This window comes from Candidatus Pelagibacter sp. PS_10_02 (genome assembly GCF_059418005.1).
On sequence record NZ_CM182076.1, the window covers coordinates 367,643 to 382,012 of the forward strand.

At 31.4% G+C, this 14,370-nt stretch carries 13 protein-coding genes; 7 read left to right on the forward strand and 6 right to left on the reverse strand.

Features of this window, described 5'->3' with window-relative positions:
• The first annotated feature begins 6 nt into the window (after positions 1–6).
• Positions 7–612 carry a LysE/ArgO family amino acid transporter gene (locus AC5SL1_RS01980; protein WP_494580436.1) on the forward strand — a complete coding sequence of 202 codons (606 nt, stop codon included), beginning with the start codon at positions 7–9 and terminating at the stop codon, positions 610–612.
• 2 nt (positions 613–614) lie between these two features.
• Here AC5SL1_RS01980 and hisD read toward each other — a convergent pair whose 3' ends face one another.
• The 6 genes from hisD to AC5SL1_RS02010 form a co-directional block, all read right to left on the reverse strand.
• Positions 615–1,901 (reverse strand): histidinol dehydrogenase, encoded by a 1,287-nt coding sequence (hisD, locus tag AC5SL1_RS01985; protein WP_271622958.1) that lies wholly within the window; start codon positions 1,899–1,901, stop codon positions 615–617.
• Between the two features lie 62 nt (positions 1,902–1,963).
• On the reverse strand, positions 1,964–2,875 hold the full coding sequence (locus AC5SL1_RS01990; RefSeq protein ID WP_494580440.1) for a bifunctional enoyl-CoA hydratase/phosphate acetyltransferase: 912 nt from the start codon (positions 2,873–2,875) through the stop codon (positions 1,964–1,966).
• A 172-nt stretch (positions 2,876–3,047) separates the two neighbouring features.
• A complete protein-coding gene (locus tag AC5SL1_RS01995; protein ID WP_494600100.1) occupies positions 3,048–4,058 on the reverse strand; it encodes an Ldh family oxidoreductase in 1,011 nt (336 codons plus the stop codon).
• Between the two features lie 23 nt (positions 4,059–4,081).
• A complete protein-coding gene (locus AC5SL1_RS02000) occupies positions 4,082–5,992 on the reverse strand; it encodes an ABC transporter permease (protein WP_494600101.1) in 1,911 nt (636 codons plus the stop codon).
• A 1-nt stretch (position 5,993) separates the two neighbouring features.
• Positions 5,994–6,791 (reverse strand): ATP-binding cassette domain-containing protein, encoded by a 798-nt coding sequence (locus AC5SL1_RS02005; RefSeq protein WP_494600102.1) that lies wholly within the window; start codon positions 6,789–6,791, stop codon positions 5,994–5,996.
• 88 nt (positions 6,792–6,879) lie between these two features.
• Positions 6,880–7,821, reverse strand: coding sequence for an ABC transporter substrate-binding protein (locus AC5SL1_RS02010; RefSeq protein WP_494600103.1), 942 nt, complete (start codon positions 7,819–7,821; stop codon positions 6,880–6,882).
• Between the two features lie 200 nt (positions 7,822–8,021).
• Between AC5SL1_RS02010 and aptA the strand changes: the two genes are divergently transcribed.
• The 6 genes from aptA to AC5SL1_RS02040 all read left to right on the forward strand — a co-directional run bounded on the left by aptA (position 8,022) and on the right by AC5SL1_RS02040 (position 14,355).
• Positions 8,022–9,368, forward strand: a complete 1,347-nt coding sequence (gene aptA, locus AC5SL1_RS02015) for an omega-aminotransferase AptA (protein ID WP_494600104.1) — start codon at positions 8,022–8,024, stop codon at positions 9,366–9,368.
• Between the two features lie 48 nt (positions 9,369–9,416).
• Positions 9,417–10,529, forward strand: a complete 1,113-nt coding sequence (gene ald, locus AC5SL1_RS02020; RefSeq protein WP_494600105.1) for an alanine dehydrogenase — start codon at positions 9,417–9,419, stop codon at positions 10,527–10,529.
• 11 nt (positions 10,530–10,540) lie between these two features.
• Positions 10,541–11,056 (forward strand): hypothetical protein, encoded by a 516-nt coding sequence (locus AC5SL1_RS02025; RefSeq protein ID WP_494580452.1) that lies wholly within the window; start codon positions 10,541–10,543, stop codon positions 11,054–11,056.
• A gap of 108 nt (positions 11,057–11,164) precedes the next feature.
• Positions 11,165–12,613, forward strand: a complete 1,449-nt coding sequence (locus AC5SL1_RS02030; RefSeq protein ID WP_494600106.1) for a sodium:solute symporter family transporter — start codon at positions 11,165–11,167, stop codon at positions 12,611–12,613.
• 49 nt (positions 12,614–12,662) lie between these two features.
• Complete coding sequence (locus AC5SL1_RS02035) at positions 12,663–13,598, forward strand: ABC transporter ATP-binding protein (protein ID WP_494580456.1); 936 nt, start codon at positions 12,663–12,665, stop codon at positions 13,596–13,598.
• Complete coding sequence (locus AC5SL1_RS02040; RefSeq protein ID WP_494580458.1) at positions 13,588–14,355, forward strand: ABC transporter permease; 768 nt, start codon at positions 13,588–13,590, stop codon at positions 14,353–14,355. Before AC5SL1_RS02035 ends, AC5SL1_RS02040 begins: the two co-directional genes overlap by 11 nt.
• The last annotated feature ends 15 nt before the right edge of the window (positions 14,356–14,370 follow it).

Here is a 14,370-nt window from a genome sequence, read left to right on the forward strand (position 1 = left end):
AACTTAATGGATTTTTTATTATTGGGTTTTTTTACTGGATTAAGTTTAATCTTAGCAATAGGTGCTCAAAATATATTTGTCATTGAACAAGGTTTAAAAAAACAACAAATCTTTATTGTTTGTTTAGTATGTTCATTATCAGATTTATTGTTAATTTTTTTAGGTATTTTTTTATTTCAATATTTAAGTAATTTTTTTACTCCAACAGTAGAGCTAATCTTTAACATTTTACTCTTAATATTCTTATTACATTTTATTTGGGGAAAATTAAAAACTGAAGTTTTAGAAGCAACATTCAATATGGATAGTAAAACTAATAATTTTTTTGGGATTTTAACTAAAACTCTGGGATTTACCTTTCTTAATCCACATGTTTATTCAGATACTGTATTTTTTCTTGGAAATTTTTCTAAAAATTTTAATCAGATAGATAAGTATTATTTTGGAGTTGGTGCAGCTACTTCCTCGTTCTTATTTTTTTTTATGTTGGGATATTTATCAAAATATTTTTCCAAACATCTAAAAAGTAAAAATATATGGAGAAGAATAAATTATTTAATTATTCTTTTTATGTCTATTTTAGCCTTAACAGTGTTAATAGAAATTATCTAAGTTTAGTTAGAATAACCATACTTTTTAAGTCTAACATCACCGGTTCTTGCGTGCGCTTCCATTCCTTCGTATCTAGAAATTCTTGCAGCTGCAGCACCAACTAGCTCTGTAGATTCTTTAGTCATTCTTTGGAAACTTAAAGTTTTAACAAACTTACCAACAAATAGTCCACCCGTATATCTTCCTGCACCTTTAGTTGGAAGTATGTGATTAGTTCCTGAACATTTATCCCCATAAGCAACAGTCGTTTCTTCTCCGATAAATAGAGAACCGTAGTTAGTAAGTCTTTTGTGAAACCACTCTAAATTTTCTGTCTGAACTTCTAAGTGTTCTGGAGCATACTCGTCACTAATGGTTGCCATTTCTTCATCAGTATCACAAAGAATAACTTCTCCATAATCTCTCCAAGCCGCATCAGCGTTTGTTCTTGGAACCTCAGGCAATTCTGCAATTAATTCTGGAACTCTTTTCATCACTTTTTCTGCTAGTTCCTTGCTTGTTGTATATAACCAGCAGGGTGAATTATAACCATGTTCAGCTTGACCCACTAAATCAACAGCAACTATTTCAGGATCAGCTTTAGCATCTGCAATAATTCCAATTTCAGTAGGACCTGCAAATAAATCAATACCAACTTTTCCAAATAAAATTCTTTTAGCTTCAGCAACAAATTGATTTCCAGGACCAACAATAATATCAGCAGGAGGATTATTAAATAAACCATTAGTCATTGCAGCTATAGCTGGAACACCACCTAAATTTAAAATTACATCAGCACCACAAAGATCTGCTGTATAAATAATTGTTGGATGAGCACCCACACCTTCTTTAGGAGGGCTGCATGCAATAACATTTTTTACACCAGCAACTTTAGCGGTTGTTACACTCATCACTGCAGATGCAATGTGCGCATAACGACCTCCTGGTACATAACATCCAGCAGTATTAACTGGTATTAACTTTTGACCAGCAAATAATCCATCTGAAAGCTCCACTTCAAAGTCCTGACCATAGTTTTTTAATTGTGCTTCAGCAAACTTTCTAACTCTTTCATATGAAAATTGAACATCATCTTTTGTTTTTTGGTCTAATGTTTTTTTGATTTCTTCAATTCTTTCTTTGGAAACAATAATATCACCATCATATTTATCAAATTTTTTTGTAAGATCGATACACCCTTGTTCTTTGGTAGTTTCAATATTTTTTAATAAATCTTGAACAATTCCAGTTGTTTTAGTGTCATCTGTTGATGATGTTTTAGGTGATTTTTTTAAATAAGTTATAGCCATTGTTTTCCTCTTTAATTTTGAAGCTTTATTTAAAACATTAATATGATTATTTCAATGAAGAATCAGTCTAAAGTAACAACAGCAGCAGCAATAGAGGCCAATCTAGCTTGTGCCTCATCAGATCTACTTGTAATTACTATTGGAACTTTACCACCAACAACTACACCAGCTGCACAAGCTCCCATAAAGTAAATCATCATTTTAACCAAACTATTTCCAGTTTCAACACTTGGAACCAATAATACGTCTGCATCACCAGCAACAATATTCTTAACACCTTTTATAGCAGCAGATTTTTTTGAAATACTATTATCAAATGCCAGGGGACCAAAAACATCAGCATTTAAATTTTCTTCTTTTGCAAGTTTTGTAATTTCATCTGCTTCGATTGAGCTTGGTACACTATCTAAAATTTCTTCTGTCGCTGATAGAACTGCAACTTTTGGTCTTTCAATTCCTATACGATTTGAAAAATCAATTACATTTCTTAAAATATGCATTTTGGTTTTTACATTAGGCAAAACATTTAAAGCACCATCAGTAATTATAAGTGGTTTGTCGTCTTTAGTATTTGTCATATGCCATATGTGGCTTAGTCTAGTTTTTCCAAGTAAATTATAATCTCTTTTTAAAACTTCTTTCATTAAAATATCTGTATGAATATGACCTTTAACAATAATCTTTATCTTTTTTTCACTAGCAAGCTTTGCAGCAATAGCAGCTGTATTATTTTCTACAGGCTCATCAATAATTTCAAATTCAGAGATATCCCATTTTAAATTTTCTGCACATTTTAAGATCTCTTTTTTATTTCCTATAAAGATAGGTCTGATAAGACCTTCTTTTACAGCATCTTGAACAGAGAGCATGGGCAAGGGAAGACCCGCATTAACAATAGCTGCATTAACGCCTCTTTTTTTATTGGCATGGTCCAAAAGGTTATTTGGACAAACAATTTCTTTATTAGAAAGCATAAGGTATTTTTATCCTCAAATTTACAAAAGTATATAGTGTAAAAATATCAAGATAAATGCTTTTAAATTTCAAATTTTAGATCAATAGTTAGTTAATTTATAAATATCACTTTATGGACTGAGATAACAAATGAGAGACTTTTTGCTGCTTTATAGGAACCAAGGCTTTTAGTTAACGATCCTTTAAATACTCCAAGTCTTTTAAAACAGCTTTTGAGATATTAATTTCTTTTTTAAGATTACTTTTAAATCTTTTGAACTTACTTTGTCCTGGATAAAGAATTTCTTTTACGCCTTTTATTTTAGGTAGTTTTTTTATAGTTTTAATATTATCTTTTATTCTTTTATTAAAAGAATTACCGACAAATAAATTAGGCTTTAACACAAAAAATAAATGACCAATATTTTGTGGTCCACTAAAATCAGTAAATGGATCTTTAACTCTTCCGGCATGATTACCACCAGTTAATACACCACTTAAAATGTCAACCATCCAGGCTAATCCTGAACCTCTAAAACCAGCTATTGGTAATTGAACACCTTCTAATGCTTTTTTAGGGTCAGTAGTGGTTTTACCAAACTTATCTAAAGCAACACCTTCAGGAATTTTAGTTCCCTCTCTTGCTGCTACTCTAATTTTTCCTCTATTAATCATTGAAATAGATGTATCTAAAATAAAAGGAACCTTTGATCCAGTGGGAGTTCCAAAACAAATAGGGTTTGTTCCAAATAAACTTTTTAATGCACCATGAGGTGCAACTGCTGGAGGTGCATTTGTAAACACCATAACCATTAAGCCTTTTTTAACAGCTTGCTCTGCGTAATAGCCGGACAAACCATAATGACCACTATTCTTAACTGCAACTAAGCCTATCCCTGTTTTCTTAGCATTATTTATGGCAGTTTTAATGGCAGTATCTGCCGCAACAAAGCCAATACTATTATTCGCATCAATATGAGCAATTGATTGAGAAATTTTTTTAATTTTAATTTTAGCTCTTGGATTGATCACTTTTTTGGAAATTCGATCACAATACATTTTAAGACGAGATAACCCATGTGAGGGTGCACCAACTAATTCAGCATTAATCAATGCCTCAGCACAGATCGAAGCATGATCTTTACTTAATTTATATTTTATAAATATATCTTTAATTATTGCCTTTAATTTTGAAGAATTCATAATTGTTCAAAAGGATAGTGTGATTATCCTTTTCCTCTCCAAGGAATATATTTATCTATAAGTTTTCTTAAAGTTACATCAAACAATAATCCAAGCATTCCCATTATAAAAATTGTAATCCAAATAACCTCATATTGAAAATATTTTTTAGCAACATTTTCAACAAACCCTATACCAGTTGTTCCTGCTAGAAATTCAGCTGCAACTAGAGTTCCCCAACACATACCAACCGCAACTCTAACACCAGTTAATATTTCTGGTAATGAATTTGGAAATATTACATATCTTAATATTTGCCATCTCGATGCACCTAGTGAGTGTGAAGCATGGATTTTTGATAATTGAGTTCCTGATGCACCAGCTCTAGCTGATATAATCATAATAGAAAATGATACCATAAAAAGTAAAAAAATTTTTCCAACATTATCAATACCTAAAACAGAGATGATAAGTGGAGCCCAAGCAAGTGGTGGAACAGGTCTATATAATTCAATTAAAGGATCAAAAAACCCTTTAGCAAATCTATTTAGTCCCATAAACAATCCAAGAGGCACACCAAATATAATTCCAAGCATTAATCCTAAAAATACTCTTAAAAAAGAATCCCATATATGCCCCATTGGAACTGGTATCTTGAATAATTTAAAATCACCTGTAGCTACACTTAAAACTTTACTTTTGAAGTTTGGCTCAACTACACCATTTTCACTATGAATAGGATAATTACCAGGAACTATATCTGCAATCCAATCAGGTAAAATAAAACCAACTATTTTGCTAACATCCATCATCTCAAACCAAAGTAATGGAATGTTCTTAAATCCAACACTAGGTTTAGATAAAAGAATAAATTTATTTAATGTATCTGATGGTTTTGGCAACCATCTACCAGAACCTTGTTCGGAGCAGTTTGGACCACTTGATACAATGGTTCCTGCTGGAAATAAAAAAATATCAACTAATCTTAAAGATCCTTGCTCATCTTTTTGCACCTCATCAAATCTAAGTATAGATTTTTGTATTCCATCCAATGTGTTTGGTGGAAAAATACTTGCATACTCAATTCGTCTTGCAATTTTAAGAACATCTTTGGCTAATGTTGAAGCCACTTCTTCACTATCATCTGCTGCTTTTCTAAATGCCTTAACATCATCTTTAATTTCTTTCATTGCTGATTCGTACTGAAAGTTATGATTTTTTAGCTTAAAAAACTCATCACTAATTATTTTTAATTCTTGAGCAGCTGCATCAAATTTTAAACCTTTATTAGTTTTAGGAATAGTAGGAATTTCAACTTTATTATCAAGAGATGTTGAAGATGCGCCCCAGCCACCTTCAGCTTGAGCATCAATTAATCTTTTGTTTCTTTGTTCTGATTTTTCAAAGGGATAATCTTTTTTCTGAAATTCATTAGATAATTGATCAATTTTACCAGCAAGCTCTGAAATTTTAATTTTTGTTTGATTTTCTAGTAAACTTTCATTTGTTAATAATGGAATAGTTGATTTAGTTTTATCAATTAATCGAATTAAAAATGATCTGTGTTGCTCACTAATTTTTTTTGAGTTTTGAATTTCATTTCTAAGTTTAGCTATATTTTTATTTTCAGTTTTAATGATTGATGTACTTTTGAATTCTCTTTCTTCAATTGGGAATAAATATTTTAATGATACTAACGAGTCGTTTACTTTACCAACTTGACATAATTCATTAGCTGATTGAGGATAAAAAGATTTTGCAATATCCCATGAATAATAAAGCCAAGTTAATAAAATTACACTACTTCCAACAATAATCCAGTGTGTACCTCCTTTAGCTCTTTCGGGGTTACCAAACACTGCATCAATTTTTTCAGTTCTAATAAGCTTTCGGCCATACATAATGCAGCCAATGATAGCTACTATTATAAAAAAGGTGATGATTTGTGTAAACATACTAAATATCTTTTCCCATTATTTCTTCTTCCATGTTCCAAATCATGGTTAAAATTTCTTCTCTTTTACTTGTAAAATCTTTTAAATTTTTGATATCTCTTAAATCTTCTTTTAATCCCATTGATGCAAATGGAAGATTGTATTCCTTATGAATTCTCCCAGGTCTTGGTGCCATTACATAAAGTCTTTCACCAAGTAATAGTGCCTCTTCTACTGAGTGAGTAATTAAAACAATTGTTTTTCCAGTTTCCTTCCAAATTTTTAATACAAGTGACTGCATTTTTTCTCTAGTAAGTGCATCTAGAGCTCCTAATGGCTCATCCATTAAAATTAAATCTGGATCATTAATCAAACATCTTGCGAGAGCAACCCTTTGCTGCATACCACCTGACAATTGATAAGTAGGAGTATCCCCAAAACCTTGTAGACCTACAATTTCTAACCATTCTTCAACTTTTTTTGCAGTTTGTATTGGATCTTCCTTTTTCATTCTTAAACCAAAATTTACATTTTCAGCAACAGTCAACCATTCAAATAAAGCACCTTGTTGAAAAACCATTCCTCTTTCAACACCCGGTCCGTTTATTTCATTGTTGCCTAAAGTTATTTGACCTGAAGTAGGTCTTAAAAATCCAGCAGTGATATTAAGTAAAGTTGTTTTTCCACAGCCAGAAGGTCCGAGAACTGTTAATAGTTCTCCTTTTTTCAAAGTAAAATTTACGTCTTTTAAAGCGTGGACAGTTTCTCCATTAGGTGTTTTAAAAATCATATTGAGATTTTGAGAAACTAGATCGCTCATAATTACTTCTATGTAATAAATTTTTAATTAAAAAAATAGGCACCAATTTTAAAATTGGTGCCTATTTAAATTTTTCTAACTCTATAAATTATAGAGGTAAGAAACTTGTATCTACTGTTCCTCTAGGAGTATCTAGTCCTTTTAAGAAATTATCAAGATTACCACTTTCCATAGATTTTTTAGTTTCTGCAGCGTTCAGAAATTTAAATCCACCGATAGTTTCTTTCATATCACCAAGTTTCATTTCAGCATCTTTAGCTATTACATTCATATCTGATTTACCAGCAGCGTATCTAGCATTAGCTTCATGAGTTACTTCGATGAAAGTTCTTAACATTCCAGGATTTTCTTTCATGAACTTGTTAGTAACAGATGTAATATCAATACCTAAGATACCAGCATCTCTTGCTTCTTGAACAGTTAAAAGTCTTGATCCAACTGCAGTTGCAGCTTTAATAGAGTTACCTCCAAATAGGCAAGCCATTACAACATCACCACTTACTAATGCAGCAGCACCTTCTTCTGGGTCCATTGCAATAATACTCATTTTAGATCTATCAGCTCCAACAACTTTCATACTTTCAGTAAAAACATACTCAGCCATTGTTCCAAGTGGAACGGCAACTTTTTTACCTTCTAATTCAGATGCATTTGCTTTTGTAATACCAGAAGCATTAGATGTAACACATGTAGTTCCACCCATTCCGTATTCCATAGCAATATCAACAAGTTTAATTGGTGCTTTAGCTTTCACAGCATTGATATATGGCATTAAACCTTGTGAGTAAGAAATATCGATATCTCCAGCTAACATAGCATCAGTCATCGCTACTCCGTTAGAAAAGTTAGTCCACTTAACTGGTACACCTAAAGCTTTTTCGTATAAGCCTTTAACTTTATCTTCTTGGTTTGGCGTTGGCCATTCTAGAAAGAAAGCAACCCTAACTTCTTTAGCAGCTGAATTTGCAACTGATATAGATAGGTTAAGAGCAACCAATGTTCCTAGAATAAAACTAATCACTTTTTTCATTATTATTCCTCTGTTAGTAATTTAATTAAAATACATGTATTTAAATTGATATTCGAAAGGATGTAAAACAAATTTTTTACACTTGTAAGTTGTATTTACTTAAGAAAGATTCTAAAAAAAATAATTCTAGAAAACATTATGATTTAGTCTAATACTTAAAAATAGAATTTATAAAACAACACATAAACAGAGAGAAATTTATGAGCTCAGAAAATAGAACTGCAGTACCTAATTCACTAAATGAACATTGGATGCCTTTTACATCTAATAAAGATTTTAAAGCAAACCCAAGATTAATTACAGAAGCTAAAGGGGTTTATTTAAAAACTCATCATGGCAAAACTCAAATAGATGCGAGCTCAGGTTTATTTTGTAATCCACTTGGTCATGGTAGAAGAGAAATTACAGAAGCCGTTACAAAACAATTAGAAACATTAGACTACGCACAACCTTTTCAACAAGGTTTTGGTGGCTCATTTGAGCTTGCTACAAAAATTTCAAAACATACACCTGGTGACTTAAACAAAATGTTTTTTACTATATGCGGATCTACAGCCGTTGAGACTGCACTTAAAATTGCTATAGCTTATCATAGAGCAAAAGGTCATGCAGAAAGATTTAGGTTTGTTGGACGTGAACGGGGTTACCATGGAATGAACATTGGCTGTATTTCTGTTGGTGGAATGGTGAACAATGTTAAAACATTCGCAAGTGTTTTAATGCCAGGTGTTCAACATATTAGTCATACACATTTGCCAGAGCATAAATTTGTTAGTGGTCAACCAGAAACAGGAGACTACTTAGCAAATGATTTAGAAACTATTTGTCAAAACTTTGGTGGTGAAAACATAGCTGCTTGTATAGTTGAACCTATTGCTGGATCTACTGGAACATTAGTTCCACCAAAAGGATATTTACAGAAATTAAGAGAGATCTGTGACAAGCATGGAATACTTTTAATTTTTGATGAAGTAATAACTGGCTGGGGTAGAACTGGTTCTAAATTCGGTGCAGATGAATTTGGTGTAACTCCTGACATTATGACAATGGCTAAAGCTACAACAAATGGTGTTGTACCTATGGGTGTTGTTGCATGTAATGATTATATTTATGATGCGGTAATGGATGCTTCACCAACAGGTTCAGTTGAATTATTTCATGGTTACACTTATTCAGGAATTCCAGTAGCAGTTGCGGCTGCTCTTGCGGTTCAAGATATTTTTGAAAAAGATGATATTTTCAATAGAGCAAAAAATTTAGCTCCTTATTTTCAAAAAGGGCTGTTCTCTCTTCAAGATCTAGAGTCAGTAGACAATATTAGAGGATATGGAATGATGGGTGGTATAGACATGAAACTAAATACTAAACCAGGTAAAGCTGGCTATGAATGTTTTAAAGCATGCTATGAAGCTGGTGTTAACTTTAAAGCTACAGGAGATTGTTTGATTATAGCTCCTCAATTTATTTGTGAAGAAAAACACATTGATGAGATTATTGAAAAGTTAAGAACTGGTATTACTAACTATCAAAAAAATCAAAAAAATTAAAAACTTTAAAACTTTAAAATTTTGAATTAAAGAGAGAGAGAGAGAGTTATGAAAATTGGTGTACCTAAAGAAATCAAACCCCAAGAACATCGTATTGGATTAACACCCGAGAGTGTAAAAACTTTAATATCAGAGGGTCATGAAGTTTTAGTTGAAAATAATGGTGGTTTTGAAGCTGGTTTTGAAAATGATCAATATACAAGTGTTGGTGCTAAAATCATTGATAAAGCCGAAGACATTTTCAATGATGCAGATATTATTGTCAAAGTAAAAGAGCCTCAATCAGGTGAAGTTAAGATGATTAGAGAAAATCAGATTGTTTATACTTATTTACATTTGGCAGCAGCTAAAGAATTAACAGAAGGCTTAATTAAATCTAAAGGTGTTTGTATAGCTTATGAAACGGTTACAGATGACAACGGAAGATTGCCATTACTAGCACCAATGAGTGCAGTTGCTGGACGTATGTCAGTTCAAGCTGGTGCACATTGTTTAGAAAAAAATCAAAATGGTAGAGGGCTTTTATTAGGTGGTGCTCCTGGAGTTGAAGGTGGAACAGTTGTTATTTTAGGTGGTGGTGTTGTTGGAGAAAATGCTGCAGTGATAGCAACTGGTATGAGAGCCAAAGTTCATATTGTTGATAAATCTGAAGCAAGACTAAAACAACTTGTTGAAATTTTTGGTGATAAAATTATTCCAGAACAAAGTGATAAAATTGATTTAAACAAATTAGTTGCAGAAGCTGATCTTTTAATTGGAGGTGTTTTAATTCCAGGTGCTGAAGCTCCAAAATTAGTTACTAAACCAATGTTAAAATTAATGAAAAGAGGATCTGTAATAGTTGATGTTGCAATTGACCAAGGGGGCTGTGTTGAAACGAGTAAACCAACAACTCATGGTGACCCAACTTTTATTATTGATGATGTTGTTCATTACTGTGTAGCAAATATGCCAGGTGGAGTTCCAAGAACTTCAACGATTGCATTAAATACTGCAACTCTTCCACATCTAATTAAAATTGCAAACAAGGGTTATGCTAAAGCACTAAGTGATGATAAACATTTACTTGCAGGACTAAACGTTTGTAAAGGTCAAGTAACGTATAAAGCAGTGGCTGATGTTTTTGGGTATGATTATGTCGATCCTTTAAAAACTCTGTAATTTTTTAACTAATGTTATCGGATAAAATTAAAGATTATTTAAACGAATACATTAGCCAGGAAGTTTACGTTCAAGTAGCTGTTGCTAAGGGTAAAAATAAAATTTCAACAAATGCTGCAATCAGTAAGTACTTTGAAAGCAATCACTTTCAAGGTTTAGCTGAAGGTAAACCCTACAATACTTTTTTAGATGATCTTAAAGACAAATGTTTAGGAAAATTAGTTAACTCTCCAATGAAAGATAGTAAAACGGACGATGAGATTATTATTGAACTTCAGAGTAAACTTAATACTTTAGATATTGGTGAATTAAATGATACTTACTGGGAAGTTGAAACTGGTGAATATTTAAGAGGAGCAGATATTAAAGAAATCGAACTCGAGAGAGATACTTTAATTAAATTTTTAACTTCAAAAGATGAAGCACATGACACAGTAAGTACTCTTTGCAAAAATTATGAAAAATTGTGTAAAGAAAAATACCCTGAAGCACCATTACCTTTAGAAATATTAGATACTAAACACTAAGTTTCTCTTTAATATTCTAAATTATAGTCTATAAAAATTGTTAGGGGTGTCGTAACTGACTGAGAATAAACCCTAATAACCTGTCCGGTAATTCAGAAAGGGAGAACAATGGATAAAACATACTTTATAAGTCAATCAACATCATTAACACTCGTCATAACTATAAGCTTAATCTTTACAATAGTTGGATTAATTTACTCTAAAAAATATCAAGGGATTAACAATTATCTAACTGCGAATAGAAACATTGGTTTCTTTTCACTAACAACAAGCCTAATTGCATCAGCACTAGGGGCTTGGATTTTATTTGGTCCAGCATCAGCTGCAACATGGGGTGGAATTGGAGCTGTGATTGGTTACGCGTTAGGAACAGCATTTCCTATGATCTTTTTAATTTCACTTGGAAAGAAAATAAGAACGGAGTTTCCAAAAGGTTCAACTTTAATTGAATTTTTAAGAAAAAGATTTGGTAAGAGTTTATTTAAACTTATTTTACTGATGACAGTATTTTATATGTTTGTTTTTTTATGCGCTGAAGTTACAGCTGTTGCAATATTGATAAATTATATTTCGGGCACTGAGCTTTGGGTTACTTCTTTAATTATTTTGATCGCAACACTTGCTTATACTTTATATGGTGGATTAAGAGCTTCAATTTTTACAGATAATATTCAAATGATTGTAATTGTAGCTTTATTATTAATTTCAGTATTTTATCTAACATCATTTACAGGAGATCAGTTTTCTTTCTCATTTATTAAAGAAAAAAGTCCTCACTTATTAAGTGCAAGTTATATTCCAAACTATACCGCAGGATTAACTTTCTTTATAGCAGTTGCAGCAACCAATCTTTTCCACCAAGGAAATTGGCAAAGAGTTTATGCCGCAAAAAATAACGAAGTTTTAAAGAAAAGTTTAATTGTTGCATTTATTGTAATTATTCCAATAGTCTTTTTTATGGGCTTTAGTGGTTTAGTTGCAGTATCAGCTAATCCCAAAGTTATTCCTGACCTTGGTTTCTTCTCTTTATTATTAAGTGATCAGACAGAATTTTTATCATTAATAATTGTGATCCTTGGTTTGTCATTAACAATTAGTACTGTTGATACTTTAGTTAATGCAATATCAAGCTTAATAGTAGTTGATGGTAAAGCGACTTTAAATTTAAATAAGAAAACTAATTACTTAACTTTTTCAAAATATTTTATAGTAGTACTTTCAATTATAGCTTTTGTAATTGCCTCAAAAGGGTTCAGTGTTTTATACTTATTCTTATTAGCTGATTTATTTTGTTGTGCGTTTGTACTTACTGTTTTTTATAGTTTCTATAATAAGAAGTTGAATGAAAAAACAGCATACATTTCAATTATTATTGGATTAATTGGAGGATTTCTTTTATTCCCAGCTCCTGATTTTTCAAAGAGTTTGTTAGTTGGTATAATTTTACCAGTAGATACTTTTCCAGCTTTTGTCTCTCAATCATTGTTGTTTTTATCTTTTATTATCGCAACTTTTTTGCCCGTAATATTTTGGAAAATAAAAGGATCTAAAAAATAGACCTAATAATTTGTAAAAGGTGTATAAGTAACTATATACACCTTAACAAATGTCTGAGATTCAAATATCCATTAACAACTTATCCAAAGTTTATGATAATGGCTTTAATGCGCTTAAGAATATTAGTCTTCAAGTAAAACAAGGAGAGATTCTTGCAATGCTTGGACCAAACGGTGCTGGCAAAACTAGTTTAATTAGTATTATTTGTGGTATTGTTAAGCCTTCCTCAGGCACAGTTACAATAGATAATTTTGATATTATAAAAAATTATAGAGAGACAAGATCAAGAATAGGACTTGTTCCTCAAGAACTAAATTTAGAATCTTTTGAAACAGTTTTTGATACTGTATCTTATTCTAGGGGACTTTATGGAAAATCACCTAACCCAAAACATATTGAAAAAGTTTTAAAAGATTTAACCTTGTGGGATAAAAAAGACCAAAGGCTTAGACAATTATCGGGCGGAATGAAGAGAAGAGTTTTAATTGCTAAAGCTTTATCGCATGAGCCTAAAATATTGTTTCTTGATGAACCAACAGCAGGTGTAGATGTTGAGCTTAGAAGAGATATGTGGCTAGTTGTTGATGAACTTCGAAAAACAGGAGTAACTATTATTCTAACTACTCATTATATTGAAGAAGCAGAAGCTATTGCTGATCGGGTGGCTGTTATTAATCAAGGTGAAATTATTGTTGTTGAAGACAAAAAAGAACTTATTAAAAAAATGGGCCATAAAAAGTTAACTGTAGAGTTACAAGAAAAAATTACAAAAATACCCGAAGATTTATCTAAGTATAATCTTGAAATAGGTAATGAAAATATAAATTTAATTTATACTTATAATGTTCAGGCAGAAAAAACTGGGATTACAGATTTATTGCAAAATTTAAAAGATGCTGGCTTAAAATTAAAAGATTTAAAAACTGAACAAAGCACATTAGAAAAAATATTTGTTAATTTGGTAAAGGAGAACAATGAAATTTAATTATTATGGTTTTAAAGCTATATATGTTCACGAGATGAATAGATTTATAAGAACTGTAGGTCAATCCATTTTATCTCCTGTTATATCAACCTCATTATATTTTGTTGTCTTCGGTTCAGTTATTGGCAGTTATATTCAAAAAATTGATGGTGTGAGTTACGGATCATACATTGTCCCTGGATTATTAATGTTAACCTTGTTAACTCAATCTATAAGCAATACATCTTTCGGAATATTTTTTCCAAAATTTAATGGAACTATTAATGAAATTTTAGCAGCACCTATCTCAACACTTGAAACAGTAATTGCTTTTGTTGGAGCAGGAGCTACCAAAACATTAATCGTTGGAACTGTAATTTATACCACCGCATCCTTTTTTGCTGATGTCACAGTCAAATATCCAACGTTGATGATATTTTTATTAGTTTTGGTTTCTTTTACCTTTGCATTATTTGGTTTCTTAATTGGTGTTGTTAGTAAAAACTTCGAACAAATGTCTATAATCCCGTCGTTAGTTATTACACCCATGGTTTTTCTTGGAGGAAGTTTATATTCTCTTGATATGCTGCCACCGTTTTGGCAAACAGTTTCTTATTTTAATCCTGTGGTTTATTTAATTGATGGTTTAAGATTTTCTTTTTATGGGGTGTCTGATTTTAATATCTGGATCAGTATCAGCTCAATGGTCTTCTTCTTAATGGTCTGTATTACACTTGTGAGCATCTTACTTAAAAAAGGTTATAATATTAAGAGCTAGAAATTTAGTTTAAAA

Bases quoted from the DNA above. Each gene is read 5' to 3' on its own strand.
- AC5SL1_RS02010 (WP_494600103.1), bottom strand. From the start codon at position 7,821: ATGAAAAAAGTGATTAGTTTTATTCTAGGAACATTGGTTGCTCTTAAC.
- AC5SL1_RS01990 (WP_494580440.1), bottom strand. From the start codon at position 2,875: ATGCTTTCTAATAAAGAAATTGTTTGTCCAAATAACCTTTTGGACCAT.
- AC5SL1_RS02005 (WP_494600102.1), bottom strand. From the start codon at position 6,791: ATGAGCGATCTAGTTTCTCAAAATCTCAATATGATTTTTAAAACACCT.
- AC5SL1_RS02025 (WP_494580452.1), top strand. From the start codon at position 10,541: ATGTTATCGGATAAAATTAAAGATTATTTAAACGAATACATTAGCCAG.
- AC5SL1_RS01995 (WP_494600100.1), bottom strand. From the start codon at position 4,058: ATGAATTCTTCAAAATTAAAGGCAATAATTAAAGATATATTTATAAAA.
- aptA (WP_494600104.1), top strand. From the start codon at position 8,022: ATGAGCTCAGAAAATAGAACTGCAGTACCTAATTCACTAAATGAACAT.
- AC5SL1_RS02040 (WP_494580458.1), top strand. From the start codon at position 13,588: ATGAAATTTAATTATTATGGTTTTAAAGCTATATATGTTCACGAGATG.
- AC5SL1_RS02035 (WP_494580456.1), top strand. From the start codon at position 12,663: ATGTCTGAGATTCAAATATCCATTAACAACTTATCCAAAGTTTATGAT.
- ald (WP_494600105.1), top strand. From the start codon at position 9,417: ATGAAAATTGGTGTACCTAAAGAAATCAAACCCCAAGAACATCGTATT.
- AC5SL1_RS01980 (WP_494580436.1), top strand. From the start codon at position 7: ATGGATTTTTTATTATTGGGTTTTTTTACTGGATTAAGTTTAATCTTA.
- AC5SL1_RS02000 (WP_494600101.1), bottom strand. From the start codon at position 5,992: ATGTTTACACAAATCATCACCTTTTTTATAATAGTAGCTATCATTGGC.
- hisD (WP_271622958.1), bottom strand. From the start codon at position 1,901: ATGGCTATAACTTATTTAAAAAAATCACCTAAAACATCATCAACAGAT.
- AC5SL1_RS02030 (WP_494600106.1), top strand. From the start codon at position 11,165: ATGGATAAAACATACTTTATAAGTCAATCAACATCATTAACACTCGTC.